Source organism: Arthrobacter sp. U41 (assembly GCF_007679325.1).
In the GTDB taxonomy this organism is placed as follows: Bacteria; Actinomycetota; Actinomycetes; order Actinomycetales; family Micrococcaceae; genus Arthrobacter.
This window is the reverse complement of the sequence record NZ_VEGI01000007.1, coordinates 134,585-160,321: the sequence shown is the minus strand read 5'-3', so window position 1 is coordinate 160,321 and position 25,737 is coordinate 134,585. Positions and strand designations below refer to the sequence as shown.

Annotated in this window: 18 protein-coding genes and 1 pseudogene; 7 read left to right on the top strand and 12 right to left on the bottom strand. The window is 68.4% G+C overall.

The features are described from left to right. Nucleotides 1-12: 12 nt before the first annotated feature. On the top strand, nt 13-612 hold the full coding sequence (locus FS787_RS17285) for a TetR/AcrR family transcriptional regulator (protein WP_144674512.1): 600 nt from the start codon (nt 13-15) through the stop codon (nt 610-612). A 591-nt stretch (nt 613-1,203) separates the two neighbouring features. On the opposite strand, the gene FS787_RS17280 is transcribed toward FS787_RS17285, so the two are convergent. The 5 genes from FS787_RS17280 to FS787_RS17260 all read right to left on the bottom strand — a co-directional run bounded on the left by FS787_RS17280 (nt 1,204) and on the right by FS787_RS17260 (nt 7,651). Next, complete coding sequence (locus FS787_RS17280; protein WP_144674367.1) at nt 1,204-3,033, bottom strand: ABC-F family ATP-binding cassette domain-containing protein; 1,830 nt, start codon at nt 3,031-3,033, stop codon at nt 1,204-1,206. Between the two features lie 95 nt (nt 3,034-3,128). Then, complete coding sequence (locus tag FS787_RS17275; RefSeq protein ID WP_144674365.1) at nt 3,129-4,091, bottom strand: 4-(cytidine 5'-diphospho)-2-C-methyl-D-erythritol kinase; 963 nt, start codon at nt 4,089-4,091, stop codon at nt 3,129-3,131. A gap of 79 nt (nt 4,092-4,170) precedes the next feature. Continuing rightward, a complete protein-coding gene (rsmA, locus tag FS787_RS17270) occupies nt 4,171-5,055 on the bottom strand; it encodes a 16S rRNA (adenine(1518)-N(6)/adenine(1519)-N(6))-dimethyltransferase RsmA (protein WP_144674510.1) in 885 nt (294 codons plus the stop codon). 232 nt (nt 5,056-5,287) lie between these two features. Then, nucleotides 5,288-6,457 (bottom strand): resuscitation-promoting factor, encoded by a 1,170-nt coding sequence (locus tag FS787_RS17265; protein ID WP_144674363.1) that lies wholly within the window; start codon nt 6,455-6,457, stop codon nt 5,288-5,290. 306 nt (nt 6,458-6,763) lie between these two features. Further along, entirely contained in the window at nt 6,764-7,651 is an 888-nt protein-coding gene (locus FS787_RS17260; RefSeq protein ID WP_144674361.1) for a TatD family hydrolase, read from the bottom strand. A 397-nt stretch (nt 7,652-8,048) separates the two neighbouring features. Between FS787_RS17260 and FS787_RS17255 the strand changes: the two genes are divergently transcribed. From FS787_RS17255 to FS787_RS17245, 3 genes are read left to right on the top strand one after another with little or no spacing between them, the layout of a single operon-like run. Then, complete coding sequence (locus FS787_RS17255; protein ID WP_144674359.1) at nt 8,049-9,197, top strand: MoxR family ATPase; 1,149 nt, start codon at nt 8,049-8,051, stop codon at nt 9,195-9,197. Nucleotides 9,198-9,210: 13 nt separating this feature from the next. Beyond that, nucleotides 9,211-10,668: a DUF58 domain-containing protein gene (locus tag FS787_RS17250; RefSeq protein WP_144674357.1), complete on the top strand. Its 1,458-nt coding sequence runs from the start codon at nt 9,211-9,213 to the stop codon at nt 10,666-10,668. After that, nucleotides 10,665-13,250 (top strand): DUF3488 and transglutaminase-like domain-containing protein, encoded by a 2,586-nt coding sequence (locus FS787_RS17245; RefSeq protein WP_144674355.1) that lies wholly within the window; start codon nt 10,665-10,667, stop codon nt 13,248-13,250. Before FS787_RS17250 ends, FS787_RS17245 begins: the two co-directional genes overlap by 4 nt. A gap of 28 nt (nt 13,251-13,278) precedes the next feature. On the opposite strand, the gene FS787_RS17240 is transcribed toward FS787_RS17245, so the two are convergent. Continuing rightward, nucleotides 13,279-14,778, bottom strand: a complete 1,500-nt coding sequence (locus tag FS787_RS17240; protein WP_144674353.1) for an NAD-dependent succinate-semialdehyde dehydrogenase — start codon at nt 14,776-14,778, stop codon at nt 13,279-13,281. Between the two features lie 203 nt (nt 14,779-14,981). Beyond that, complete coding sequence (gene rsmI / locus FS787_RS17235) at nt 14,982-15,803, bottom strand: 16S rRNA (cytidine(1402)-2'-O)-methyltransferase (RefSeq protein ID WP_144674508.1); 822 nt, start codon at nt 15,801-15,803, stop codon at nt 14,982-14,984. 186 nt (nt 15,804-15,989) lie between these two features. Here rsmI and FS787_RS17230 point away from each other — a divergent pair, with 186 nt between their 5' ends. Together FS787_RS17230 and FS787_RS17225 are read left to right on the top strand one after the other, a co-directional pair. Then, nucleotides 15,990-17,702 (top strand): dolichyl-phosphate-mannose--protein mannosyltransferase, encoded by a 1,713-nt coding sequence (locus tag FS787_RS17230; protein WP_144674351.1) that lies wholly within the window; start codon nt 15,990-15,992, stop codon nt 17,700-17,702. A 58-nt stretch (nt 17,703-17,760) separates the two neighbouring features. Continuing rightward, nucleotides 17,761-19,590, top strand: coding sequence for a long-chain fatty acid--CoA ligase (locus tag FS787_RS17225; RefSeq protein ID WP_144674349.1), 1,830 nt, complete (start codon nt 17,761-17,763; stop codon nt 19,588-19,590). A gap of 331 nt (nt 19,591-19,921) precedes the next feature. On the opposite strand, the pseudogene FS787_RS17220 reads toward FS787_RS17225, so the two are convergent. From FS787_RS17220 to FS787_RS17200, 5 genes and pseudogenes are all read right to left on the bottom strand, one after another. Continuing rightward, nucleotides 19,922-21,034: pseudogene (locus FS787_RS17220) on the bottom strand (TIGR01906 family membrane protein); the annotation flags it as partial. A gap of 201 nt (nt 21,035-21,235) precedes the next feature. Beyond that, nucleotides 21,236-22,498 carry an Ig-like domain-containing protein gene (locus tag FS787_RS17215; RefSeq protein ID WP_144674347.1) on the bottom strand — a complete coding sequence of 421 codons (1,263 nt, stop codon included), beginning with the start codon at nt 22,496-22,498 and terminating at the stop codon, nt 21,236-21,238. Between the two features lie 227 nt (nt 22,499-22,725). Further along, nucleotides 22,726-24,213: an adenosylhomocysteinase gene (gene ahcY, locus FS787_RS17210; RefSeq protein ID WP_144674345.1), complete on the bottom strand. Its 1,488-nt coding sequence runs from the start codon at nt 24,211-24,213 to the stop codon at nt 22,726-22,728. Nucleotides 24,214-24,336: 123 nt separating this feature from the next. Further along, nucleotides 24,337-24,594: a Trm112 family protein gene (locus tag FS787_RS17205; RefSeq protein ID WP_144674343.1), complete on the bottom strand. Its 258-nt coding sequence runs from the start codon at nt 24,592-24,594 to the stop codon at nt 24,337-24,339. Nucleotides 24,595-24,674: 80 nt separating this feature from the next. Further along, nucleotides 24,675-25,064 (bottom strand): DUF3499 domain-containing protein, encoded by a 390-nt coding sequence (locus FS787_RS17200; RefSeq protein WP_260982624.1) that lies wholly within the window; start codon nt 25,062-25,064, stop codon nt 24,675-24,677. Between the two features lie 106 nt (nt 25,065-25,170). On the opposite strand from FS787_RS17200, the gene FS787_RS17195 reads away from it, so the two are divergent. After that, on the top strand, nt 25,171-25,707 hold the full coding sequence (locus FS787_RS17195) for a metallopeptidase family protein (RefSeq protein WP_144674339.1): 537 nt from the start codon (nt 25,171-25,173) through the stop codon (nt 25,705-25,707). Nucleotides 25,708-25,737 lie beyond the last annotated feature (30 nt).

The following is a 25,737-nucleotide window of genomic DNA, read 5'->3' as shown; positions in this document are numbered from 1 at the left end:
CCCCGGATCCGGATGACCGGACCCCAGCGCCGCAGCCAGCTCATCGGCATCGGCCGCGGGCTCTTCGCCCTCCGCGGACTGGACGGAACCACCATCGAGGAAATCGCCGCGGCCGCCGGGGTCTCCAAACCGGTGATTTACGAGCACTTCGGGTCCAAGGAAGGCCTCTACACCCAGGTTGTCGAGTACGAGTTCCGGATCCTGCTGAGCTCCATCACCGAGGCACTGTCCGAGGAAGCCAAACCGCGTGTCCTCGTGGAGCGGGCCGCCCTGGCACTGCTGGGCTACATCGAGGAGCGCACCGAAGGGTTCCGCATCCTCATGCGCGACGCCCCGCCGACACAGCCGGAAGGCGCGTTCTCCACCCTGCTCTCCCACGTCACGGCCCGGGTGGAGCACATCCTGGCCGACGAGTTCGCCCGCCGCGGCTTCACCTCGGCCGACGGCGCCATGTACGCGCAAATGCTCGTCGGCATGGTGGCCATGACGGGCCAGTGGTGGCAGGACAGCCGGACCCCGGACAAACGCGAGGTGGCGGCCCACCTGGTCAACCTCGCCTGGAACGGCCTCACCGGCCTGCAAAAGGACCCGGAGCTGAAGTCCGAGGGTTAGTCGTTCCGTGAGTGTGGTCACCTTTCGCGGCGCAGTGGCCCTTCGCCGTCGCTTGTGCCCACCTTCGCGGCGCAGCGGCCCTTCGCCGTCGCTTGTGCCCACCTTCGCGGCGCAGTGGCCCTTCGCCGTCGTGTGTGCCCGCCTTCGCGGCGCAGCGGCCCTTCGCCGTCGCTTAGACACGACGCAAAGAGGCCCCTGCGGTCGCTGAGCGACCTTCGGAGCCCGATGCGCCGCGATGCGCGACTACACGAAGGACCCCCGCACCGCTCGTGCCAACAGTTCCGTTCTCCGAAAGTCCCCCGCGCAGCTGCCGACATTTCCGTTCGCCGAATGTCGCCTACCGTGACGGACACCGATCGCGATTCCGGAAGGTGACGCGCGCCGCTAGTGCCGATAATTACGTCCGGGGACTGTTGCGCAGGAATAAGGTGACGCTCCGAGAGTCGGAGGCGGTCCTTCCGAAAGGAGCGCATCGCGGCGCATCGGGATGCGGAGGTCGCCCAGCGACCGGAGCGTCCCTTTTGCGTCGTGTCTAAGCGACGGGGAAGGGCCGGCTCCGGCACCCAACCCAGCCAGCACAGGCTGGAGGGTCTATTCGCCGAGGACTTCCAGGGCTCCCAGCCATTCGAGTTCGAGGGCCTCGCGTTCGACTGCGAGGTCCTTGAGTTGCTTGTTGAGCCCCGCGAGCTTGCCGACGGCGGAGGGGTCTGCGGCGGCGGTGGTCATCTGGGCGTGGATCTTGTCCTCCTGCTGCGTGAGCTTGCCCAGCTGGCGGTCGATGCGGTTCTTGGCCTTGCGGGCATCCCGCTTTTCGGCTTCCGAGGGTCCGGTGGCGGCCGGGGCGGTGCTGCCGCTGGCGGCGGTGACGGGGTTGCCGCCGCCGGTGATCGTAGAACCGGCCATGGCCGCTTCGCGCAGTTCCAGGTACTGGTCCACGCCGCGCGGCAGGGCACGGATCTTGCCGTCGCCCAGGAGCGCCATCTGGTGGTCCGTGACGCGTTCGAGCAGGTAGCGGTCGTGGCTGACGACGACGAGCGTGCCCGGCCAGCCGTCCAGGACGTCCTCGACGGCGGCCAGGGTGTCGGTGTCGAGGTCGTTGGTGGGCTCATCGAGCATCAGCACGTTGGGCTCCCCCACCAGCAGGCGCAGGAGCTGGAGGCGCCGGCGTTCGCCGCCGGAGAGGTCCTTGACCGGGGTCCACTGCTTTTCGTTGGTGAAGCCGAGCTGCTCCACGAGCTGGCCGGCGGTGAATTCCTTGCCGCCGACGTTAAAGGAGCGCTTCTCGCGCTCGATCACTTCGATCACGCGCAGGTCCGAGACGTCGTCGAGCTCTTTGACCTCCTGGGTCAGGACGGCGGTGACAACGGTCTTGCCGCGCTTGACCTTGCCGGAGGTGGGCTGGATTTCGCCGTTGAGGAGCTTCAGCAAGGTGGTCTTGCCGGCGCCGTTGACGCCCACCAGGCCCAGCCGCTCGCCGGGAGCAAGCCGCAGGGTGATGTTGTCGAAGAGCTTCTGCCCGGCCTCGCCGCCGAGGAAGTCGAGGGAGACGTTTTCGAGGTCCAGGACGTCCTTGCCGAGCCGGGCGGTGGCCATCTTGCTCAATGCCGTCGAGTCGCGCGGTTCGGGAACATCGGCGATCAGGGCGTTCGCCGCCTCGATCCGGAACTTGGGCTTGGCGGTGCGGGCAGGGGCGCCGCGGCGCAGCCACGCGAGTTCCTTCTTCACAAGCTGCTGGCGTTTGCTTTCCATCACGGACGCGGAGCGGTCGCGTTCAGCGCGGGCCAGCACGTAGGCGGCATAACCGCCGTCGAACGGGTCCATGATGCCGTCGTGGATTTCCCACGTCTTGTTGCAGACTTCATCGAGGAACCAGCGGTCGTGGGTGACCACGAGGAAGGCGCCCTGGTTGGCCCGCCAGCGGGTCTTCAGATGCCGGGACAGCCACGCAACGCCTTCGACGTCGAGGTGGTTGGTGGGCTCGTCGAGCATGATGACGTCGTGGTCTTCGATCAGCAGTTTGGCCAGCGCAACGCGGCGCTTCTGCCCGCCGGAGAGGGCGTGCACATTGGCGTGCCAGTCGACGTCGGACACGAGCCCGCCCATCACCTCGCGGATCTGCGGGTTGCTGGCCCATTCGTAGTCGGCCTGGTCGCCGACGATGGCAGCGCCCACCGTGAGGTCGCCGTCGAGGACGTCGCTCTGGTCCAGGTAACCGATGTTGACTTCGCTGCGCTTGGTCACGCGGCCGGAGTCCGGGGTGGCCCGCATCGCCAGCAGGCGCATGAGCGTCGACTTGCCGTCGCCGTTGCGGCCGACCATGCCGATCCGGTCGCCCTCTTCGAGTCCGAGGGTGACGCCGTTAAGTACGGTACGGGTTGCATACGAGACGGTGAGGTTCTCGCCGCCGAGCAGGTGTGCCACTGGAAACTGCTTTCTAGAGAAAAAATTGTGCCAAGCAATGTGTTTGGATCGGTCCGGCCCGGGCCGACTATGCCGCGCGGAGGACTGCCGTCCTATTAAAGGAGCGTATCCGAGATGATGCGTGCCCCGTGAACCGGGCCGTGCACCGCCATTGCCTCCAGTCCGTGGTGCCGGAGGTCTTCGGCCAGGCCCTCGGCTGCCGCCGGGCTGTGCGAGAGCAGCGCGACCGTGGGGCCGGAACCGGAGACAATCCCGGCGATCGCCCCCAGCGACTCGCCGAGTCCGAGCGTGTCGCGGAGGCTGGGCGCCAACTCAATCGAGGCCCGCTGGAGATCATTGACGAGGACCCTACTGAGGGAATCGGCATCGCCGGCCCGCAGGGCCTGGAGGATCATCGGGTCCACGGCAGTGGGTTCGTCGATCACGGCCTCTTCGTCCGCGCGCAGCCGGTCCAGGGTCCGGTAGACCTCCGGGGTGGGGAGCCCGAAGTCCGCCGTCACGAGGACCCAGTCGGTCTGGGCCTTGACGAGGGCGGGCGAGAGGTCGTCGCCGAGGCCGAGCCCGACGGCGGTGCCCCCGAGCAGGGAGAAGGGCACGTCGGCGCCAAGTTCCGCGGCAAGGTGGGAGAGCTCGTCGCGGGAAAGCCCGCTGTTCCACAGCGCGTCACAGGCCAGCAGGGTGGCTGCCGCGTCGGCCGAGCCGCCGCCCATTCCTCCGGCGACGGGCACCCGCTTGGTGATTTCGAGGTGGACGCCGGTGGAGTGCTCCGAGACGTCGGCCATGATCGCCGCCGCCTTGTAGGCCAGGTTGCGTTCGTCGAGGGGGATGTCCACGCCGTCGAGGTCCAGGGTGCTGGCCGGGCTGATGCTGACGGTTATTTTCCCGGTGTCCGTGCTGGTGGCGGCGACTTCTTCGTAGAGGGACACCGCGAGGTAGACGCTGGCCACCGAGTGGTAGCCGTCCGGGCGCAGTGGCCCCACATCCAGTGAGACGTTAACCTTGCCGGGAGCCTTGACCCGGACAGTCCTCGCGGCAAAGCGCCCTCTCACTGCGTTCATGGCTCCACGCTATGGCATGCCGGGGTCCGGCTCCAAGCACGGCACCCCCACCCGCACCCCACACGGGCGGCCGCCCGCGTTATGGCGCCGGCGTCGAGCGGGCTTCCGCGATCCGGGAAAACGCCGCGATGTCGATAACTTCACCGCGGGCGGTGGGATCGACGCCCGCGGCGCGCAGGCACCGTTCGGCCTCCGCCGCGCTGCCGGCCCAACCGGCCAGTGCCGCGCGCAGGGTCTTGCGGCGCTGGGCGAATGCGGCATCGATGACCGCGAACACCTGTTCCCGGGTGGCCGTGGTGACGGGCGGCTCCCTGCGCGTGAACGCCACGAGGCCGGAGTTGATCTTGGGCGCCGGCCAGAAAACGTTCATGCCGATGACGCCGGCCTTGCGCATTCTGCTGTACCAGGCCGCCTTGACCGAGGGAACACCGTAGGTCTTGGATCCGGGCCCGGCGGCCAGCCTGTCGGCCACCTCGTCCTGGACCATGACAAGGCCGTGGCGGAGGCTCGGGAAATGCTGAAGCAGGTGCAGGACCACCGGCACGGCAACGTTGTACGGCAGATTCGCCACGAGTGCGGTGGGTTCGGCGGGGAGCTCGGTGACCCGCATGGCATCGGCGAGGACCAGATGGAAATTCCCGACGGCGTCCGGCCGCCACTGGGCGACGGTGGCCGGAAGTTTGCCGGCGAGGACAGGATCGATCTCGACGGCGACAACCGACCGGGCGGCGTCCAGCAGGCCCAGGGTGAGGGACCCGAGTCCCGGCCCGACTTCCAGTACCGTCTCGTCCGGGTGGATGTCCGCGGCGGCGACGATCCTGCGGATGGTGTTGCCGTCAATGACGAAGTTCTGGCCGAGAGTCTTGGTGGGCCGGACCCCGATCTCCTCGGCCAGCCGGCGGATATCGGAGGCCCCCATCAAGGGTGCGGGTGCGCCCGCCGGCGTGCTGACCGGCTCAGTCATCCCGGTCATCGGCGTACTGATTGGGGTACTGCCTGGCGCGGAGGGGGTCGGTTCAGTCACCTAGGTATCCTATCCCGCCGGCGGCCCCGGGCATGGCAAAGGCCGGGTCCGTTGAACCGGACCCGGCCTTTGCCGGGTGTCCGCTGCCGTGGTCAGCCGCTGCGGAGACCGTGCGGGTTTTTTGGGACGTCACCTGGCCGTCAGCCGGAGCTGAGGGGCTGGCGAGCCTCCTTTAGCTGGAGGCTGCCCAGCCGCAGCCCCACGGCTGCAGGCCGCGCTGGGCGTAGACGCGGTTGGCGATATCGATCTGCTGGGCCTTGGTGGCCAGGCTGGCGTTCGGGGCGTAGGCGCCGCCGCCGGATCCGAGCCAGGTCTGGATGTCGAACTGAAGTCCGCCGTAGTAGCCGTTGCCGTTGTTGATGGACCAGTTGCCGGTGGACTCGCACTGGGCGATCTTGTCCCACATGGCTTCGTTCATCATGGCAGGAGCTCCGGCGCCGGTGTTGGCCGCCGCGGCCGCCTGGGCTACCGGCTTGGGCTTCGGCTTTTCTTTGGTGCCGACGGTGATCTTCCTGGTGACCGGCTGCGTGCTGACGGACTGCGACACCAGGGTGCGGGATGCTTCGCGGCCGTCAACGAGAACAAGCTTGAACTTCTTCGTGATGGAGCCGGCCGCGCCTGCCTGGGTCACCTTCTCTTCGCCCTTGAGCATGCCGGCGTCCTCGGTGGTGAGGGTTTTGAACGGCACGGCTTCGGTGGCTTCGGCCGTCTTGCTGACGTCCACGCGGGAAACCTTGATCACCATGTTGTTGACGACTGGCGCGTTGGCCGGCTGGGAGACGCGGTCGCTGGCCCCCAGTTTGATGCCGGCGTCGGCGAGGAGCTGGCCGACGTTGGCGGCTGTAGTCGTGGTCTTGGCGGCTTTGCCGTCGGCGACGAGGCTCACGGCCTTCGGCGTCGAGATGGAAACGAACGAGCCGGAGACCGCTAGCTGGGCGTCCTTCGGGACGGACAGCTCGGAGGCGCTGGCCACGCCAAGTTCCGTGACAAGCTCCCCTACGGTGGGTGAGGTGGTTTTGATGGTCCGCTCCGCGCCGTCCAGGCTGACCTTGACCGCCTTGGCGAGGTTGACGTTGATGACGGATCCGTCCTGGACCCGGGAATCCGCGGCGGGCGTGATCCGGTCGGCGGACTTGAGTTCAAGGTTGGCGCCCTTGACCACTTCGCCGACGGTGCCGCCGAAGGTCTGGACCGAACTCACTTTGCCGTCCACGTTGAGGGTGACTGTCTTGTTGTTGCCGACGAACGCGACGAGCCCCAGCACGAGCGCCACTAGCACCACAAGCTGCGTGCCCACCTTGACGAAGCTGAACTTGCCATCCGATGTGAAGAACTTGACCACGATTGCCCATATCTTTCGGACCGTCCGGGCACGGGGAAAAGTGCACACGTTGACCCGCCGCCGACAGCCCGGAGGCAGCACCGCAAAGGGTGCATTTTGTCCGCGGCAGGTGTGTGCACTGCCACACTCACAAACGAGAGCGCGCATATGGTTCGTTCGCCACGATGCGCGCCCTGCAGGAGTGAAATTATCCGAAGGCCTTCCCCGACCCCGGCTAATAGTTGTCCACTGTAACCGGAGCGTTATAAAGCGTCCAACAAATTATGCATACCGGATATCTAACCTGGTGGATGAACTTCCGTCACATCAGTCCCAGGAACCGTACGCCCGCACGGTATTTCCGGCGATCCGCGAGCACAGTTCCGAGAGCTCCCATCCGGTCAATTCGGCCATCGCCCGGACGGTGTAGGGGACCATGTAACTTGCGTTGGGACGCCCCCGGTGTGGATGCGGGGTGAGGAACGGGGCGTCGGTTTCGACGAGGATCCGTTCCGGCTCGGCGATGGCCAGGGCGGCGCGCAGGTTGGCGGCGTTTTTGAAGGTCAGGGTCCCGGCGAAGGACATGTACCAGCCCTCGCTGTTGCAGATCCTGGCCAGCTCCTCGCCGCCGGAGAAGCAGTGGAACACCACCCGGTCCGGGGCACCCTCCTCCCGCAGCACCTGGACGACGTCGTCATGGGCGTCCCGGTCATGGATCTGCAGGGTCAACCCGAGGCGTTTGGCAATATCGATGTGGCGGCGGAAGGAATGGCGCTGGTGGGCCAGACCAACACCTTCGGTCCGGAAGAAATCCAGGCCGGTCTCGCCGATGGCCCGGATGCGCGGGTGCACCGCGAGCGCTTCGATTTCGGCCAGGGCCTCTTCCAGCTCACCGCGGGCGGCGTAGGCCGGCGCGTCATTGGGGTGAAGGGCGACGGCACCCAGCAGCCGCGCGTCCTGTTCCACCGCCTGCACGGTGAACCTGGACGATTCGAGGTCGCACCCCACCTGCACCGCCCCCTGGACCCCGACGGCGGCTGCGGCATCGAGGGCGTCCGCGATGCCCACCTTCAGCTCGTCGAAGGGGAAATCGAGGTGCGTGTGGTTGTCCATAACAGGCACCGGAAGGGGCTCCGGTGCCGGCGGGTATCCCTGCCTGCCGGTGCCATCGCTGCCGGGTGCACGGAACGGGACGGGAGTCAGGGCATTGCGCATTCCCCCAGCCTATCGGGGCACCGCCGGACCCATGAACCGCGGGCGTCCGGGGAATTAACCCGCCCGCGCCATTTCCCGCATGACTTTCCGTGCCGTTTCCCTGCGCCGTTCCCTCGCGGTTTCCCATGCGGGGGCCGACGGATATTTCCCGGAACTCTCTGTCAGGTCCGGCAGTTGTGTAAGTACGCTGTTGGAAAGACTGGCTATACAAGGAAAATAGAACAACGATATAAACAAAGCTCAGGAACAGGCGGTCTGGTACAGACAAGCTGGTACAGATGGCCCAGGAAGTAAACGGCTAGGAATAGACGGTCAGGAACACAGGCACACACCCCACAGGTGGCCCGGCAGGCTCCATGCCGTTCCGCCGGGAACCACCAGGGCTGAAAGGCTACCGATGGACTACCACCGCACCTCCCTAGACGAAGCCCTCCCCGAGGGCCAGAACCTCCGGGAAGGCTCCGCCGTGACCGGGCTTCCCGGGACCCGGCGCGCGGCCCAGCCACCCGTGGCCATGGACGCGGAAGCGTTCAGCTCCGCCAGCGAGCGCATCCTGACCGCCATCAACACGGTGATCGATGGCAAGGCGGAAGCGGCCAAACTGGCCCTTACCGTGCTGCTGGCACAGGGCCACCTGCTCCTGGAGGACGTCCCCGGAGTGGGTAAAACACTCCTCGCGAAGACTCTCGCGCGCACCATCGACTGTTCGGTGAGCCGGATCCAGTTCACGCCTGATCTGCTCCCGTCCGATGTCACGGGCGTGTCCATCTACAACCAGGCGTCCCGGTCCTTTGAGTTCCGGCCCGGTGCGGTGTTCGCGAATATCGTCATTGGGGACGAAATCAACCGTGCCTCGGCCAAAACGCAGTCGGCCCTGCTGGAATGCATGGAAGAACACCAGGTCACCGTGGACGGCAAGTCCTACAAACTCGATGAGCCTTTTATGGTGGTGGCCACGCAGAACCCGATTGAAATGGAGGGGACCTACCCGCTCCCGGAGGCGCAGCGGGACCGGTTCATGGCGCGGATCTCCATGGGCTACCCGGACAAAGACGCCGAGATGGAAATGCTGGAAACACACCAAGCGACGTCGCCGCTGACTAAAGTCACCGCCGTCGTCACCGCCAGTGAGGTCGCCTCCATGATCGCCACGGTGAGGCAGGTCTACGTCTCCCGGTCGATCAAGGAGTACACCGTGGCCCTGGGCCGTGCGACGCGGGACAGCGGGCTGCTCCGGCTCGGCGCGAGCCCCCGGTCCATGCTCCAGCTGCTGCGGGCGGCCAAAGCCACGGCCGCCCTGGAGGGCCGGGACTATGTGCTGCCGGACGACGTCGTCAGCGTCGCCGAAGCCGTTCTGGCCCACCGGATCATCCTGGACCGCAAAGCCGCGAGCACGGGCGAGACCGCCCAGAGCGTTATCCGCGCCGTTTTGGCGAAGATCCCGGTCAGCCCGGAAATGGCGGCGGCTCCGGCATCACCGGCCGGACATGCCGCCGGTGGCAGGGTTGCCGCGGCCCCGGCTGCCACACTGCCGGACCGCCGCTAGGGGTGGCCCGGCCGTGGCGCTGATTGACCGGTTCCCGAGGCACATTTTCACGAGCCGCGGCTGGGGCCTGCTCGGCGCGGGTACGGTCTTCCTCCTCGCGGCCCAGGTGATGGGACGCCGGGACCTGCTGACGCTGGCCGTCCTGCTGCTTGTCCTGCCGTTGCTCGCGCTGGCCGGAACCCGGGTGCTCAAGCCGAATTTTCAGGTCTACCGGGAATTCAGTCCCGCCAGCGTCGAGACGGCGGCAACGGCCACGGTCCGGCTGGCCGTCGCCCGGACCGGCCTGGGATCCGGCCATGCCCTTATGGAGGAGCGGCTGCCCGCCCGGTTCGGGGAATCCCCGGTGTTCCGGTTCCCGGCGCGTTCTGCCACGGGCGGGACGAGCCGCTATGAGTACCATCTGCGCTCCGCGAAACGCGGCCAGTTCGTCATCGGCCCGGTCACGGCCGAGTTCAGCGACCCCTTCGGGCTGTCGCTGCACCGCCACGCCATCGACGACGGCGACATCCTCACCGTGACGCCCGCCGCCGTCGAACTCCCCGTCACCGGGCTGGCCGGGGCCAGGGGACACGACGGCGTTACCGCAACGCGCATCCGCGCCAACCCGAGCGACGACGACGTCATGACCCGGGAATACCGTCACGGTGATCCGATGCGCCGGGTGCACTGGGCGGCGACTGCACGGCACGGGCAGCTGATGGTCCGCCAGGAGGAGTCCGTCACTACTCCGGAAGCGACCATCATCCTGGACCAGCGGCTGGCAGCCTTCACCCGGGGCGCGTTCTCCGCCGGCGGGACCTCACACCGCGGCGCAGCCGGCCCCGACGGCCACGAGCTCGTCACCAGCGACACGTTCGAGTGGGCGGTGACAGCCGCGATGTCCATCGGCGCACATCTCGCCGAACGCAACTACGCGCTGCGCTTCCTCGACGCCGCCGGGGAGCCCGCCTTCCAGCACTCGCCCTCCGCCCCCGAGCCGGAGGCCGAAGAGTACATCGGCACGTCCGGCCTGCAGTCGATCGCCGAGAGCCTCGCAGCGATCCAGCTCACCGGCCACCACCACGGCCGCAGGGATGCCAGGGAGTCCTCCTCCTCCTCCCGGGCTTCCGGCCGCCACCCCTCCGGAGGGGAGGGCGGCCCGCAGCCGTTCGACGACCGGCTGATGGACAAACTGGCGGCCCACCGCATGCGCGGTCCCATCCTGGCGATCCTCGGAAATCTCACGCCGGCCGAGGCCCGGGCGCTGACCCCGGCTGCCGGCTTCACCGCGAACGCCTTTGCGCTGGTCATCGCGGAGCGGCTCCAGGAACTCGAGGGTGTGCTCGAGACGCTCCGGCTCGGCGGCTGGCGGGCCGTCGCCGTCACCCCGGCATCGCCGCTGCCCGCAGCGTGGGCGGCCTTCGACGCGGACGGCGCCGCGCCGCTGGCAGCCGCCCCCGATGTGCGGCGCGGATCAGGGGCCCGGCGATGACACTGACACCGCAGCGCAGCGCGGGCCCGCATGCGGGCCCGTCGGGGGCTTCACCGGCCGGCGGCTCCTCCGCCGCGCCGCAGGGTTCCTTCCCGGGGACCGGGAAGGCGTCGTCGAAGGTGGGCGCGCAACCATGGTTCATGGCCCTCGCGGTGGCAGTCGCCGTCGCCGGTGCCGCGCTGAGCCTCAACGGCGTGCTGCGCGGCTGGGCCTGGTACTCCCCTGTCCTCTCGACGGTCCTCACCGTGGCCCTCACCATGGCCGGGCTCCGGGCTCTCCGGTGGCGCAGCGTGTTCGTGACGGCCGGTGCGCTGGCTGCGCTCGTGCTGATCCTGACGTTCACTTTCTTCCGCTCCAGCAGCATCCTGGGCTTCCTTCCTTCCGGCGACACCCTGGCGCAGCTGGGGCGTTACCTGCGCCGGGCCAGCGAAACCGTCCTGGCGGAAAGCGCCCCGGTGGCCCCCAACGCCGGGATCGTCCTGCTGATCTGCGCCGCTTTGGGGCTGCTGGTGATCCTGGTCGATGCGCTCGCCTATCCCCTGGCCCTGCCGGCCACGAGCGGCCTCGGAATCCTCGCCATCCTCATCGTTCCCGCCATGATCAAGCCGCAGAGCGTCGGCGTGGCCGGTTTCGCTGCGGCCACGGCCGGCTACCTCCTGATCCTCGGCTGCAGCCACTGGTTCGCCCCCGACCCGCGGACCGGCGCGGACACCGCCCGGAACCCGGGCCAGTTCCGCCGCGGCGCCCTGACCGGTGCCGTGGCGCTGACACTCACTCTGTTGCTGCAGCTCGTGATCCCGGGATTCGACCAGGGAACGTTCCCGCAGGGCTCGCGGCTGAATCCGTTCGGCACGGCCTCGGGGCTCAACCCGATGATCAGCCTGGGCAACAGCCTCCGGGCCCCCACCGGGGACGGCCGGATCACGTTTGCCACCAACGCCCCAAGCACCCCGTACCTGCGCTCCGTGACCGTGGACAGTTTCAACGGTGACAACTGGGCGCCGGATGACCGCAACGACACCCGCCGCCTGGGCACGGGCCGGATGGATTCGGGCTTCGAGTCCGCCGCCACCGAGGTCCGGGTGGTCACCGCGGTCAACACCGGCCAGTTCACCAGCCCCTATCTGCCCGTGCCTTACGCCCCGGAAGCCGTCAACGGCCTCAACGGCCGCTGGAGCTGGGACCCGGCCACACTGAGCATCAAGGGGGTCGACACAAACTCCCGCGACCAGCAGTACGTGGTGCTCTCCGCCTCCCCTCAGCTCACCCCGGACCTGCTGGCCGAGGCCACCGGGTCGGTGCAGGGTGTCCCCGAGCAGTTCACCCGGGCGCCGGCCAACGTCCCGGAGATCGTGCGGAGGACCGCTGAGACCGTGACCGCGGGAAGCTCCACTCCCTACGCCCAGGCCCTGGCCATCCAGCGATACCTGCGCTCGGTCGAATTTTCCTATTCGCTGCAGTCCCCGGTACAGGGCGGCTATGACGGCAATGGCTTGTCCGTGCTGGCGGACTTCCTGACCCAGAAGAGCGGATACTGCATCCATTTCGCGTCGGCCATGGCGGTAATGGCCCGGCTGGAAGGCATCCCCAGCCGGATCGCCGTCGGCTATGCCCCGGGACGGCCCACTGGCGCCACGGTGTCGATCGGGGGCCAGGGCGCCCTGCCGGAGTACGAGGTCGATGCGCGTGACGCCCATGCCTGGCCGGAACTCTATTTCCAGGGACTGGGCTGGGTGGCGTTCGAACCCACCCCGTCACGCGGTGTGGTGCCGGCCTATGCCACGGAGGCCCAGTCCCCCGGCGGCGCCAGCACAAACGAAAACAACGACGGCCTCCTGCCGAGCGTCAGCCCCAACCCCGCACCGCAGCCCACTGCGGCGCCGCTGCCGGTCCCGGGCGCGGACGCTACGGCGGACGCGGGCAGCCGGTGGCTGCCCGTGCTGTATTCCGCCGGGGGCGTGCTGGTCCTCGGCCTGCTGCTGGCGTCGCCGCAGCTGGCGCGCACCGCAGTGCGCCGCCGCCGGCTGAACGGTGCCGGGGGCGACAGCGTGGCAGCCCTGCAGGCCTGGGCCGAGCTGCGCGACCTCGCCATGGACTACGGCGTCGCGCCGCGGACCAGCGAGACGCCCCGTCATTTCTCCGACAGGCTGCGCCTCTCGGGCGCCCTCGGGGAACCGCTTGGCATTGACGCGCCCGGCCACCAGGCCGTCAGGGTCCTTACGGCGGACTTCGAACAGCGGCAATACGGCCGCCCGTCCCCCGGGGCCGACGGCGCCGGCACCCCGGGCCGTGCGAAAGCTGCGGGCGGGGCCGGTGCTGCGGGAAGCGCGGGGTCACCGGCCGCTCACCGGATCGAAGTGGTCCGTTCCACGCTGAGGGCCCATGCCGGGCTGCTGGTGCGGTTCCGCGCGGTATGGCTGCCGCCCTCCCTCATGGCCGCCTGGCGGCGTGCCGCGGCGGCCCCGTTCCGTGCCGCCCGCCGCGCAGTACAGCGCACCCGCCACGGTCTCGCGAGTGGCTGGTCAAAGACCCGCGGGGCGGCTAACCGGGTGCGTCGGGGAAGCTGGCTGCGCCGGAGCTGAGGCAGGTCCGGCGCAGCCGGTTGGGTTCTTAGCCGGCGTAGGGGTCGGCGATGCCGATGTACTGGGTGTAGAGGTATTCCTCGATGCCCTCGAGGCCGCCTTCCCGGCCCAGTCCTGACTGCTTGACCCCGCCGAAGGGTGCCGCGGCGTTGGAGACCACACCGGCGTTCAGGCCCAGCATGCCGGTCTCCAGGCGTTCGCCCATCCGGATGCCCCGGTTGAGGTCCTTCGTAAAGACGTAGGCGACCAGTCCGTACTCTGTGTTGTTCGCCAGCCGGACCGCCTCATCCTCGGTGTCGAAGGTGATGATCGGCGCGACGGGCCCGAAGATCTCCTCGGACAGGATCCGGGTGCCCTCGGTGACACCTTTGAGGATGGTGGGCTGGTAGAAGTAGCCCGGACCGTCCACCGCGGCGCCGCCGATCACCGCGACCGCGCCGGCGGATACGGCGTCGGAGACGAGCTCGTGGACCTTGTCCCGGCTCTTCGCATCGATCAGCGGACCCACCTTGGACTCGGCCTCGGTGCCCCGGGCCGTCGTCATGCCGGCCATCTTGGCAGCGAACTTCTCCGCGAACTCATCCGCGACCGATTCGTGGACAATGAACCGGTTCGCCGCGGTGCAGGCTTCGCCCATGTTCCGCAGCTTCGCCAGCATCGCCCCGGCGACGGCGGCATCGACGTCGGCGTCCTCAAACACCACGAACGGGGCGTTCCCGCCGAGCTCCATCGACGTCCGCAGGACCGTCTCCGACGCGTCCGAGAGCAGCCGGCGGCCCACCTCGGTGGAGCCGGTGAAGGAGAGCTTGCGGAGCCGGGAATCCTTGATCAACGGACCCGTGGTGGCCCCGGCCGTGGACGTCGGGATCAGGTTCAGCACACCGGCCGGCAGTCCGGCCTCCACCATCACGGCCGCGAACAGCTGGGACGTCAGCGGGGTCAGGTTCGCGGACTTCAGCACCATGGTGCAGCCGGCGGCCACTGCGGGCGCCACCTTGCGGGTGGCCATCGCCAGCGGGAAGTTCCACGGTGTGATCAGCAGGCAGGGGCCCACAGGCTTTTTCGTCACCAGCAGGCGGGACTTCCCGTCCGGGGACACCGAGTAGCGGCCGAAGGCGCGGACGGCCTCTTCGGAGAACCAGCGCAGGAACTCCGCACCGTAGGTGACCTCGCCGCGGGCCTCGGCCAGCGGCTTGCCCATCTCCAGCGTCATCAGCAGCGCGAAGTCCTCCGCACGCCCGGTCACCAGTTCAAAGGCGCGGCGCAGGATTTCCCCGCGCTCCCGCGGCGGGACCTTCGCCCAGGAATCCTGCGCGGCGGCCGCGGCATCCAGTGCCGCCGCCCCGTCCTCCGGTCCGGCATCGGCAAGGCTCAACAGGACTTTGCCGGTCGAGGGATCCTCCACGTCGAAGGTCTTGCCGGACGCGGCCGGACGCCACTGGCCGTCGATGAGCAGACCTGTGGGAACAGAGGCCAGCAGGGCGCGCTCGCGCTCCGCGGTAACAATGGGCTGGGCAGTTACAGTCACGGTTGACTCCCTCGTCAGCGGTTCGGGTGAATGGGATGGGATTCAGCACTGTCCAAATGACCATTCAGAAGCGCTGGATTTACTGCCACGGTACTGCTGTATTCTTCGGGCTGTCTACGCATCCCCGCACTACACGGCCGGGGGTTCGCTGTGCAGCTGCACAGCGAACGCGCTACGGGCGGCCTGCGGTGCCTACCGGGACGCTACCGGGCCGCGAGCACGGCGGAATACAGCTCCCGCTTACTGACCTTGGCGTCCTCCGCCACGGCCGCGACGGCCTCCTTGAGCCGGATGCCCTGCGCGATCAGCGCGTTGACGTCTGCCACGTGGTCTTCCGGCTTGCCCGGTTCCCGTTCCGGGGCGCCGCCCACCACGACGGCGATCTCGCCGCGGACCTCGTTTGATTCGGCCCACTCCAACAGCTCACGCAGGGTGCCGCGGATGACCTCTTCGTAGGTCTTGGTCAGTTCCCGGCATACGGCGGCGCGTCGGTCCGCGCCGAACCGCTCACGGAGCGCCCGGAGCATCGGTTCCAGCCGGTGCGGCGCCTCAAAGAAGATCATGGTGCGGCGTTCGGCGTCGAGATCCGCCAGGCGGGAGGACCGTTCGCCGGCTTTGCGGGGCAGGAATCCCTCGAAGCAGAACCGGTCGGTCGGCAGCCCCGAGAGCGCGAGGGCGGTGAGTACCGCGGACGGTCCGGGTGCGGCGGTGACCGTCAGCCCGGCGGCCACGGCCCCTTCGACCAGGCGAAAGCCCGGGTCCGAGACGGACGGCATGCCGGCATCGGTCACCATGACGAGGGTCTTGCCGCCGCGTACCTGGTCCAGGAGTTCGCCGGTCTTGGCGGCCTCGTTGTGCTCGTGGTAGCTGATGATCCGGCCGGCCACGGTGACGCCCAGGTTCTGGACCAGGCGGTGCAGCCGCCGGGTGTCCTCGGCGGCGACGATATCCGCCGTCGTCAGCAGCTCGATCAGCCGGTAGGTGGCGTCTCCGGCGTTGCCGATGGGGGTCGCCGCCAGCACGATCCGTCCGGGTCCGCCGCCCTGGGGAACCGGCCCCGGACCGGAATCCTCGACGTCGTCCGCCGGGCCCGGGTTGTCGCCGGACGGTTTCGGGGCAGTGCTGAGTTTAGGATCCACAGGACCAGCCTACTGCGGGGCCGGGCCGCGGGCCGACGAACCGGGCGGAGGAGCACAGCCGCAAAAGGTAGCATGGGCAACGTGACGCAGACCCCCACCCGGGACGTCGAGGCCGGTTCCACCGGATCGGCGCCCCCAGCCACCCGCACCGGACGCAACCTGGAGGGGCACCGCTGGGTCAGCCGCCCGGAGGAGGCGTTCACCCCCGAGGCCCTCAAGGACCGGCTGATCGGCAATATCCGGAGCTGGCGGGACTACCCGCCCTCGCTCCGGCTCTGGTTCTGGCTCATTCCGGCCATCACCGCGGCCCTCGGCGGCGTCCTGCGCTTCGTCCGGCTGGATTCGCCCCGCACCCTCGTCTTCGATGAGACCTACTACGTCAAGGACGGCTACTCCTTCCTGGTCAGCGGCTATGAACGGGCGTGGCCGGACAAAGCCAACGAAGCCTTCGTGGCCGGGAACCCCGGGGTGCTCCTGGACAGCCCCGAGTACGTCGTCCACCCGCCGGTCGGGAAATGGATGATCGCCGCCGGCATGTGGCTCTTCGGCCCGGACAATCCCTTCGGCTGGAGGTTCGGGGCGGCCCTGACGGGCACGCTGTCCATTTTCCTGCTGGCCCTGATCGCGCAGAAGCTCTTCCGTTCGCTGACCCTCGGGGCTGTGGCGGGGGTGCTGCTGGCCGTGGACGGCCACCACCTGGTGATGTCCCGGACGTCCCTGCTGGATATTTTCCTGATGTTCTGGGTCCTTGCCGCGTTCGGCGCCCTGCTGATGGACCGCGACGACGGCCGGCGCCGGCTCGCCGTGCGGCTCGGACGGCAGGCCGCGGCCTCCCCGGACGGACGCCCCGGCCTGCTCCAGCTGGCCTCCGGCCCCTGGCTGGGGATCCGCTGGTGGCGGCTTGCCGCCGGGGTCTGTTTGGGCCTGGCCGTGGGCACCAAGTGGTCAGCACTGTTCTTCCTGGCCGTCTTCGGGCTGCTCACGGTCTTCTGGGACCTGAGCGCGCGCCGGATCGCCGGCATCCACGGCTGGATCAGCGGCGGAATCCTCAAGGACGGGATTCCGGCCTTCCTCAGCATCGTCCCGGTGGCCGCCCTCGTGTACGCCGCCAGCTGGACCGGCTGGTTCCGGTCCCGGGACGCGTACTTCCGGAACTGGGCCGCGACGGTCCCCTCGGCGGAATGGGGCTGGCTGCCGGATGCCGTCCGGTCCCTGGCGCACTACCACCTGGAAGCCTACAAGTTCCACCAGGGACTCAGCTCGGACCATCCGTACGAGGCCAGCGCCTGGAGCTGGCTGGTGCTGGGCCGGCCCACGTCCTTCTTCTACGAATCCCCCGAGCAGGGCAGCCCGGGGTGCGACACGGCCAGCTGCACAACGGCCATCCTCTCCGTCGGCAACCCGGTGATCTGGTGGGGCGCCGCCGTCTGCCTCGGCGTCCTGCTCTTGTGGTGGGCCGGGCGGCGCGACTGGCGCGCGGGGGCTGTCCTCGCGGGCGTGGCGGCCGGCTACCTCCCCTGGTTCCTGTACCCGGAACGCACCATGTTCTTCTTCTACGCCGTGTCCTTCGAGCCGTTCCTGGTCCTGGCCCTCGTCTACTGCCTGGGCCTCGTCCTGGGCCAGCGCACGGATCCCCTGTGGCGGCGGCGTTCGGGCCTGTTCCTCGTGGCCCTCTTCGTGGCCACGGCCGTGGTGGTCTCGGCGTTCTTCTACCCGGTCTGGACCGCCGAGACCATTTCCTACCAGGATTGGCGGTTCCGGATGTGGATGCCGTCCTGGATCTAGGGGAGGATTGCAGGGGACGTCCGCCGGCACGAGGCGGACCCGGAATGGAGAAACGGCTGTGAGAGAAGCAAGCACCGGACTGCTCGTCGAGCTCGACCCGGGCAGCAATGTAACGGATCTGCTCCTGGAGCAGTACGCCAAGGATCCCGTGCATGCCCTCTACTCCCGCAAAGGACCGGCCGGCTGGGCCGATGTTTCCGCGCAGCAGTTCCTGGACCAGGTCCGGGCACTGGCCAAGGGGCTCATTGCCGGCGGCCTCACTCCCGGGGAAACCGTGGCGGTCATGTCCGGCACCCGCTACGAGTGGACCGTGGTGGACTTTGCCATCTGGTTCGCCGGCGGCGTCCCCGTTCCCATCTACGAGACGTCCTCCGCCACCCAGATCGAATGGATCCTGCACGACTCCGGGGCCCGGCGGATCTTCGCTGAAAACGAGGACAAGGCGGCCCTGGTCCGCGAGGTGCTCGACAGCTCCGGCCTGATCGGTGACTCTGTGCTGCCCGTGGTGCGGATGGATTACGACGGCGCCGCCCCCAACCTCGCCAGCCTGGCGGCCGCGGGCACCGGCGTCGGCGATGCCGAGCTGGAACGGCACCGGTCCGCGGCTGGCCTCGCGGACGTTGCGTCCCTCGTCTACACCTCCGGCACCACCGGGCGGCCCAAGGGCTGCGAAATCACCCACGGCAACTTCGCCCTGGTGGCCAGGAACATCGTGCCGTTCCTGCATGAGATCCTGATGCAGCCCCGCACCCGGACCCTGATGTTCCTTCCGCTGGCGCACGTGCTGGCCCGCGCCGTCCAGGTCATCTGCCTCAGCGCCGGAACCACCGTGGGACACACTGCCAGCGCCAAGGAGTTGATCGAGGACCTGGCCAGCTTCAAACCCACCTTCCTGCTGGTGGTGCCCCGGATCTTTGAGAAGGTCTACGCCGGCGCCGCCCACAAGGCGGCCCTGGCCGGGAAGGAGCGGCTGTTCGAGTCGGCCGCCACAACCGCGATCAACTACTCCAAGGCGCTCGACGCCGCCGCCCGGGGCACCGGCACCGGCCCGGGGCTGGTGGTCCGCGCCCGGCACGCCCTGTTCGACCGGTTGCTGTACCCCAAGCTGCGCCAGGCCTTTGGCGGCCACCTAGGTTACACGGTCTCCGGGGCCAGCCCGCTGAGCCCCCACGACGCCCATTTCTTCCGGGGCGCGGGCGTCCCCGTCCTCGAAGGTTACGGCCTCACCGAAACCACAGCACCGTGCACGGCCAACACGCCGGCGCGTTCCAAGGTGGGGACGGTAGGTATACCGGTGCCCGGAACCACCATCCGGGTGGCCGAGGACGGCGAGATTCTGGTCAAGGGCATTGGCGTTTTCAAGGGGTACCACAACAATGCCGCAGCCAATGCGGAGGCGTTTGTGGACGGCTTCTTCCGCACCGGCGACCTCGGGTCCCTTGACGAGGACGGTTTCCTGACGATCACCGGCCGCAAGAAGGACCTGCTGGTCACCGCGGGTGGCAAGAACGTCGCCCCCGGGCCGCTGGAGGAAAAGATCCGCGAGCATGAACTGGTCCTGCAGGCCGTGGTGATCGGGGACGGCAGGCCGTTTGTGTCGGCACTGATCAACCTGGACCCGGAAGGACTGGAGAACTGGTGCGCGCTGCACAAGGTCCCTGCGATGACCCCTGCGGAAGCCAGCAGCAACGATCTGGTCCGCGCAGCATTGCAGCACGCCGTGGACCAGGCAAACGCCCTCGTGTCCCAGGCCGAGTCCATCCGCAGCTTCATTGTGCTGGACGCTGACTTCACCGTGGAATCCGGGCACCTGACCCCGTCGCTGAAACTCAAGCGCGGTGCCGTTGTACGTGACTTCGAGGCCCAGATCAACCGGATCTACGGCTGACGCCCCGGCTCCCGGAGGGATGAAAAAGCGGCCGGCACCGCGGTGCCGGCCGCTTTTCCATGCGGTACGGGATCCAGACGCTCTAGACGGCGCTGGAGTGTCCCCTCGTGGGGGTGTCGTGCGTCCCGGTGCCTGTTGTCCCCGATTCCCGGGTCACTGGGGCCGGCGTGCTACCGGCAGCCGCGTCCGTGGCGGCCGGATCGTCCGTGGCGGCCGGCTCATCCGTCTGGGCCGGGCCTGCGGCGGCGACGCCGGACTTGCCGGCTTTGTCCCGCCGGAAACGTGACCGCTTGGCCGGGACCGGCTCCGCGGGGTCGGCTTCCGTGGGATCGGATTCCGTGGAATCGGACTCCTTCGAATCGACGGCCGTGGGATCAGTCCCTGCCGGGTCCCCTGCTGCATCGGCTGCCTCATCTGCTGCCGCCGCGCGGCGTTTCTTCGGCAGCCCGCGGCGCTTGCGCGTCGGCCACGTGAGGATCAGGGTGATCAGGGAGGCGATCAGCACCAGGCCGGCGACAACAATCCCGCCGTCAACCCAGAACTGGCCCGGGAAGAGCCTGATCAGGGTGTCCTGCAGTGCGAATGTCCAGGTGCCGCTCGCGAAGAAGACACTGTGGAACTGGGTGAAGAACTGCTCCCAGCCAAGCACCGCCAGCACACCGAGGCTGATGATGATGACGAGCGTGACGATCGATCCGGCGAACAGGCCGCGCCGCACTCCCCCGGGGCTGCGGCGCCGCAAGTAAATGATGGCGATGAGGCTCAGCAGGATCAGGAGGGCGCCGGCGCCGAAGGCGGACAGGATGACGAGTTTGACGTCCGCCATATGGCTGACCTCGCCCTCGCCGAAGAGTTTGTCGCCGTTGCGGTTGACGAGTTCTCCAAGGTACCGCGGACCGGACCAGTTGCTCAGGTAGTCCACGGCATAGGATCCGTACGTCATGCGGTCGTCGGTGCTGAAGCCGTAGCCGTCGCCTGGAAAACCGGGACGGTTGTACTCCACCCACAGGAACAGGGGGCTGGCGACGGCCCGGACGGCCAGCACCAGCAGGATGACAGGGAAACACACGGCCAGAAGGACCTGCATCACCCGGGGGGCCACCGGTTTGGCGTTCGCGGCGTGCTCCCGTTCGGCGTTCCGGCGTTGGACTTCCTCTTCCGGCGGGCGGATCTGCAGCGCGGAGGTGGGCAGTGGCTCGCTGAAGTGCCCGCCGCTGCCCTTGGGCGCCGGTTCGACGGCGGCTTCGGCCGCCTTGCGGTCGGCGCGCGACAGGGGTTCGGGGGCGCTGGCCGCATCAGTGCCGGGAGCGCGGTCGGAAGCCGGAGCGGGACGTTTGTCCGCGGAGGCCGGCTTCATCCAGTCGAAGGCTGGTTCGTCAGTGTCATCGGCCGGATCCAGCTGCGGATCCTGTCGTTTCGGAGGGGTGGGACTTGAGTCAGTCACTGCAGCTTCGCTTCCGTAGGCTTTCGCGCCGCCGTCGGGGCCCGGCAACGCTACATATCTGTATCCGAGCCTACCGTCAGCGCCTCGCCGCGGGCGAGGTGCCACCCCGTGTGCCTCCGGGATTCGGCGGCCGTTTGTGGGTGGCTGCTGTTCCGCGGGCCCCGGCCCCCTGCGGCACGCGCCGGGCGGACCCCCGAGGGGTCAGCGCTTGGCGTACTGCGTCCAGGGAATGTTCCAGTCGCCGAAGCCTTCGAGCGGTTCCACGGCCGGGGCCCCGGTGTTGAGGGTCCTGACGACGTCGCCGGTCTTCATATTGTTGAAGAACCAGGCGGCGTCCGCCGGGAGCAGCCCGACGCAGCCGTGCGAGACATTGACCTTGCCCACTGCGCCCCACGCCGATTTCAGGGCCTGGTGGACGTACACGCCGGAGGTGGTCAGCCGGTTGGCGTACTCCACCGTCAGGGGCGGGTAGTAACCCTTGTCCCCGGGTTTGAGCCCGATGCTGCCGGCGTTGAACTTGGACTTTCGCTCCTGCTCCATGATGACCGCGTAGCCGGTGGGTGAGAGCCAGTCGGCGTCTCCCAGGGTGACCGGGGCGGTCCTAACGAGCTTGCCGTCGAAATAGACCTTCATGGTTTTGGTCTTGTCATCGACGACGGCGAGACGCTGCGGCCCCACCTTGAAGGAGACCTTGGTATCGGAGTTCCCGATCATGCCGTTGCCAAAGTCCACGCCAAAGAGTTTCAGGTCCACGGTGACCGTGGTGTTGGAGGCCCAGAACGCCTGGGGGCGGATCCGCACACGACGGTCCGAATACCAGCGCCACGCCACAGCCTGCCCGGAGGAGGCCTTGACGGCGACGGCTTTTTCCATGGCTGCCTTGTTCAGTACCGGTTCGCTGAAGACAATCTCGATGGGCTGACCGGCGCCGACTGTGGTGCCGTTGAGCGGATAGACGGCGGCGTCCGCTTCGTTGGCCGGGGCCACGGTGGCGAACGTCTGGGCCTTCTTCGTCTCGCGGCCGGCCTGGTCCACGATGGTGAAGCTGTACTGGTATTCCGTGTTGAATTCCAAGGGGTCCTCGGCGGTCCAGGTCGAGCCGTCAGCGCTGGTGGTCCCCGGGACGCTGTCGCCTCCTCCGGCCGGCGCCAGCACGACGTCCTTCACCACGCCGTTGACCGCCTTCACCGAGGGGGCGGCGGCCGGGTTGACGCCCGTCGCGCCGTCAGTGGGGGTGACGCCGAGCTCAACGAGTTTCACGACGGGTGCGGCGAGGCCGGACACGTTCCGCATCGGCGTCGAGGCTTCCGAGGGCATGTCGGCCTGGGCCCAGCCCGGTGCCGTGGCGACGCCGACGCCGCCCGCTCCGACAGCTGCACAGATGGCAAGGACGGCCAGCATTTTTCCCGTATTGCGGGGACGGCGTCCCGGCTGCCGGCGTCGACGCCCGCTGTCTTCAGTCATGGCCACTTCCTGTGTTCCCCCGCTGCTCGTGCCTGTGAACCCGCATCAGAGCTCGCGATCTCCTTATGCCAGCATAAGCGAAGCGGCACGTCGGGCCGGCCACGGTCGCGGCACGATCAGGTCACAAAAGGAGCCCCGGACGGTAGCCCGGGGCTCCTTGGCAACGATGACAGTGCGCGGCAACGGCGGCATCTGCAGCGGCGCCGGCCGCTGCGCCGCGGTGCTCCCTAGTAGCGGTAGTGCTCCGGCTTGTACGGTCCGGACACCTCGAGGTCCAGGTAGTCGGCCTGCTCCTTCGAGAGCTCGGTCAGCTCGACACCGAGGGCGTCCAGGTGCAGCCGCGCGACCTTCTCGTCAAGGATCTTCGGCAGCACGTAAACCTGCTTGTCGTACTCCCGTTCGCCCTCCGGCTGGCCCGCCTTGGTGAAGAGTTCGATCTGCGCGATCGTCTGGTTGGCGAACGAATTGCTCATCACGAAGGACGGGTGTCCGGTGGCGTTGCCGAGGTTCAGGAGGCGTCCCTCGGACAATACGATGATGGAGCGGCTGCCCTCTCCCGTGGCCGGGTCGGCCTCGAAGACCCACTCGTGCACCTGGGGCTTGATCTCCACCTTCTTGACGCCGGGAATCCTGGCCAGGCCGGCCATGTCGATCTCGTTGTCGAAGTGGCCGATGTTGCCCACGATCGCTTTGTCACGCATCCCGGCCATGTGCTCGGCCATGATGACGTCTTTGTTGCCAGTGGTGGTGATGAAGATGTGGCCCTCGGCGAGGACGGATTCCAGCTTCGCGACCTGGTATCCGTCCATGGCGGCCTGCAGCGCGCAGATGGGATCGATCTCGGTGACGATCACACGGGAGCCCTGGCCGCGGAAGGCCTCTGCGGCGCCTTTGCCCACATCGCCGTACCCGCATACGACGGCGACCTTGCCGCCCATGAGGACGTCGGTGGCGCGGTTGATGCCGTCGGGCAGGGAGTGGCGGATGCCGTACTTGTTGTCGAACTTGCTCTTGGTGACGGAGTCGTTCACGTTGATCGCCGGGAACAGGAGCTTGCCCTGCTCCGCGAGCTGGTAAAGGCGGTGCACGCCCGTGGTGGTCTCCTCGGTGACGCCCAGCAGGCGGGAGCCGATCCGTGTCCACTTCTCCGGATCCGCCTGCAGCGAGGCTCGCAACACCTCGAGGAAGACCCTGCCTTCCTCGGACTCGTCGTCGGCGGCCTCCGGGACAGCGCCGAGCGCCTCGAACTCGGCGCCCTTGTGGACGAGCATGGTGGCGTCCCCGCCGTCGTCGAGGATCATGTTCGGACCGAGATCAGGGTTGCTGTCCGCGCCGGGCCAGGTGAGGATCTGCTCCGCTGTCCACCAGTATTCCTCCAGCGTCTCGCCCTTCCAGGCGAAGACGGGCACACCCTGGGGGTCCTCGACGGTTCCGTTGCCGACCACAACGGCGGCGGCGGCCTCGTCCTGGGTGGAGAAGATGTTGCAGGACGCCCAGCGCACCTCGGCGCCCAGCGCCGTGAGGGTCTCAATCAGCACGGCGGTCTGCACGGTCATGTGCAGCGAGCCGGCGATCCGGGCGCCCTTGAGCGGCTGGCTGGCGCCGTATTCCTCGCGCAGGGACATCAGGCCGGGCATTTCGTGCTCGGCGAGGCGGATCTGGTGACGGCCTGCCTCGGCCAGGGAGATGTCCGCAATCTTGTAATCGAGAGTCATGTGAGTCCTTTGTTGTGGCCGGCGGGCCGGTCCGGAACGCGGCTGCCTGCGAAGGCGGTGAACGAGCTAATCGGTGACTGGAAAGTACTTCGGTGCCAAAAGGCGAAGCGATGGGCCCGCGGGCTACAGGTCGTTAGGCCGGGACGCCGCCGGCCCGGTGCCGGGCTGGCCGGCGTCGTGCTGGAAACCGGGCGCGGCGGCGGCGGCCGGGAGAAGTTCCGGCGGGAGCAGCAGCGGGATGCCGTCCTCGATCGTGTAGCGCAGCTTCTCCCCGGAGGGGCCGGCCGCAGTGGTGACGAGTTCCTCGCCGTCCTGCGCCAGGGGCGAGCCGGTCACGGGGCATCGCAGGACAGACAACAGTTCGGGACTGATCTTCGGCATTTAACGCTCCCAGGTGGACGCCGCAGCAGGCGCCGGTGGCTTACGGATTTTGCAGTTTCCAGCCTACCGCCAGTTGCGTCTTAGGACGGTTCGCGCAGGACGCGCAGATGCCCCCGGCGGGTGCCCTCGGCCGGGGCCGGAGCTTCAAGGGCCGCGTGGACACTGCGCTGGCCCTGGCCGGCTTCCGGGTCGGCGGGCCGTGAGGCCGCTTCCCGGACGGCGGTGGCAAGGGCGAGGAGGTCATCGGGACCGGGGCCTGCGGGGGTGGCCGGCATGGCGAGCCGCAGCACTTCCCAGCCCCGCGGGACCGTCAGTGATCCGGCGTGCTGTTCGCACAGGTCGTAGCAGTGCGGTTCAGCGTAGGTCGCCAGGGGGCCCAGGACGGCGGTGGAATCTGCGTAGACGTACGTCAAAGTGGCCACCGCTGAATTGCGGCAGGCTGACCTTGAACAAAGACGAATTGCACCCACGACATCACAGACTACTCCCCCGGGGCGCCTGCCGCCGTCCGACGCGCTGACGGCGGGTCGGACGGTCCGTATCGCGTAAACCATTCGCCGGGTTTAGAGTCGAGATATGCAGTCATCGCACCAAGATCCCGGTTTCACGGTCCGCTTGGCTGAAACCGACGCCGGACGCCTCGACGCCGGTTCCGTACCAGCCGGTACCGGGCGCGCCACGGCGCCGAAGGGCTTCCGCCAGCGGCGGAGGAACCGGCATGGCCGCGGGCTCCGCGGCGAGCTGATGCTGCCCACACTCCCTGGCTACCGCACACGTTCGGACCGCTTCGACGACTTCGTCCTGGACTCGGCCGAGCGGCTACACGACATCTGGGGCAAGCCGCTGGACGGCGTCCGCTTCGCCGTCGACGAAATTCCGCCGGGACTTGAGCAGCTTGTAGCGGAGCGCGCCCCCGCCCCGATGGGTGCCTACTCCCCCGCCACACCGGAGGAAGGCCCGGTGATCACGCTGTACCGCCGGGTGGTCGAGCAGGCCTGCGGCAGCCGCGAGGAACTCCAGGACCTGGTCCACGACGTGGTGGTGGAGTACACGGCCGAGATGCTCGGTGTGCCGCCCGAGTCGCTGGACCCCGTCTACCGCCGCCGGTACTAGGCCCGCGCCGCGCGCACCCGACCGGACACC

What these genes read in the sequence shown, in the direction of transcription:
- FS787_RS17215 (WP_144674347.1), bottom strand. Translation starts at nt 22,498, where the DNA reads ATGACTGAAGACAGCGGGCGTCGACGCCGGCAGCCGGGACGCCGTCCC.
- FS787_RS17285 (WP_144674512.1), top strand. Translation starts at nt 13, where the DNA reads ATGACCGGACCCCAGCGCCGCAGCCAGCTCATCGGCATCGGCCGCGGG.
- ahcY (WP_144674345.1), bottom strand. Translation starts at nt 24,213, where the DNA reads ATGACTCTCGATTACAAGATTGCGGACATCTCCCTGGCCGAGGCAGGC.
- FS787_RS17245 (WP_144674355.1), top strand. Translation starts at nt 10,665, where the DNA reads ATGACACTGACACCGCAGCGCAGCGCGGGCCCGCATGCGGGCCCGTCG.
- FS787_RS17230 (WP_144674351.1), top strand. Translation starts at nt 15,990, where the DNA reads ATGGGCAACGTGACGCAGACCCCCACCCGGGACGTCGAGGCCGGTTCC.
- FS787_RS17260 (WP_144674361.1), bottom strand. Translation starts at nt 7,651, where the DNA reads ATGCGCAATGCCCTGACTCCCGTCCCGTTCCGTGCACCCGGCAGCGAT.
- FS787_RS17195 (WP_144674339.1), top strand. Translation starts at nt 25,171, where the DNA reads ATGCAGTCATCGCACCAAGATCCCGGTTTCACGGTCCGCTTGGCTGAA.
- FS787_RS17255 (WP_144674359.1), top strand. Translation starts at nt 8,049, where the DNA reads ATGGACTACCACCGCACCTCCCTAGACGAAGCCCTCCCCGAGGGCCAG.
- FS787_RS17205 (WP_144674343.1), bottom strand. Translation starts at nt 24,594, where the DNA reads ATGCCGAAGATCAGTCCCGAACTGTTGTCTGTCCTGCGATGCCCCGTG.
- rsmA (WP_144674510.1), bottom strand. Translation starts at nt 5,055, where the DNA reads ATGACTGAGCCGGTCAGCACGCCGGCGGGCGCACCCGCACCCTTGATG.
- FS787_RS17275 (WP_144674365.1), bottom strand. Translation starts at nt 4,091, where the DNA reads ATGAACGCAGTGAGAGGGCGCTTTGCCGCGAGGACTGTCCGGGTCAAG.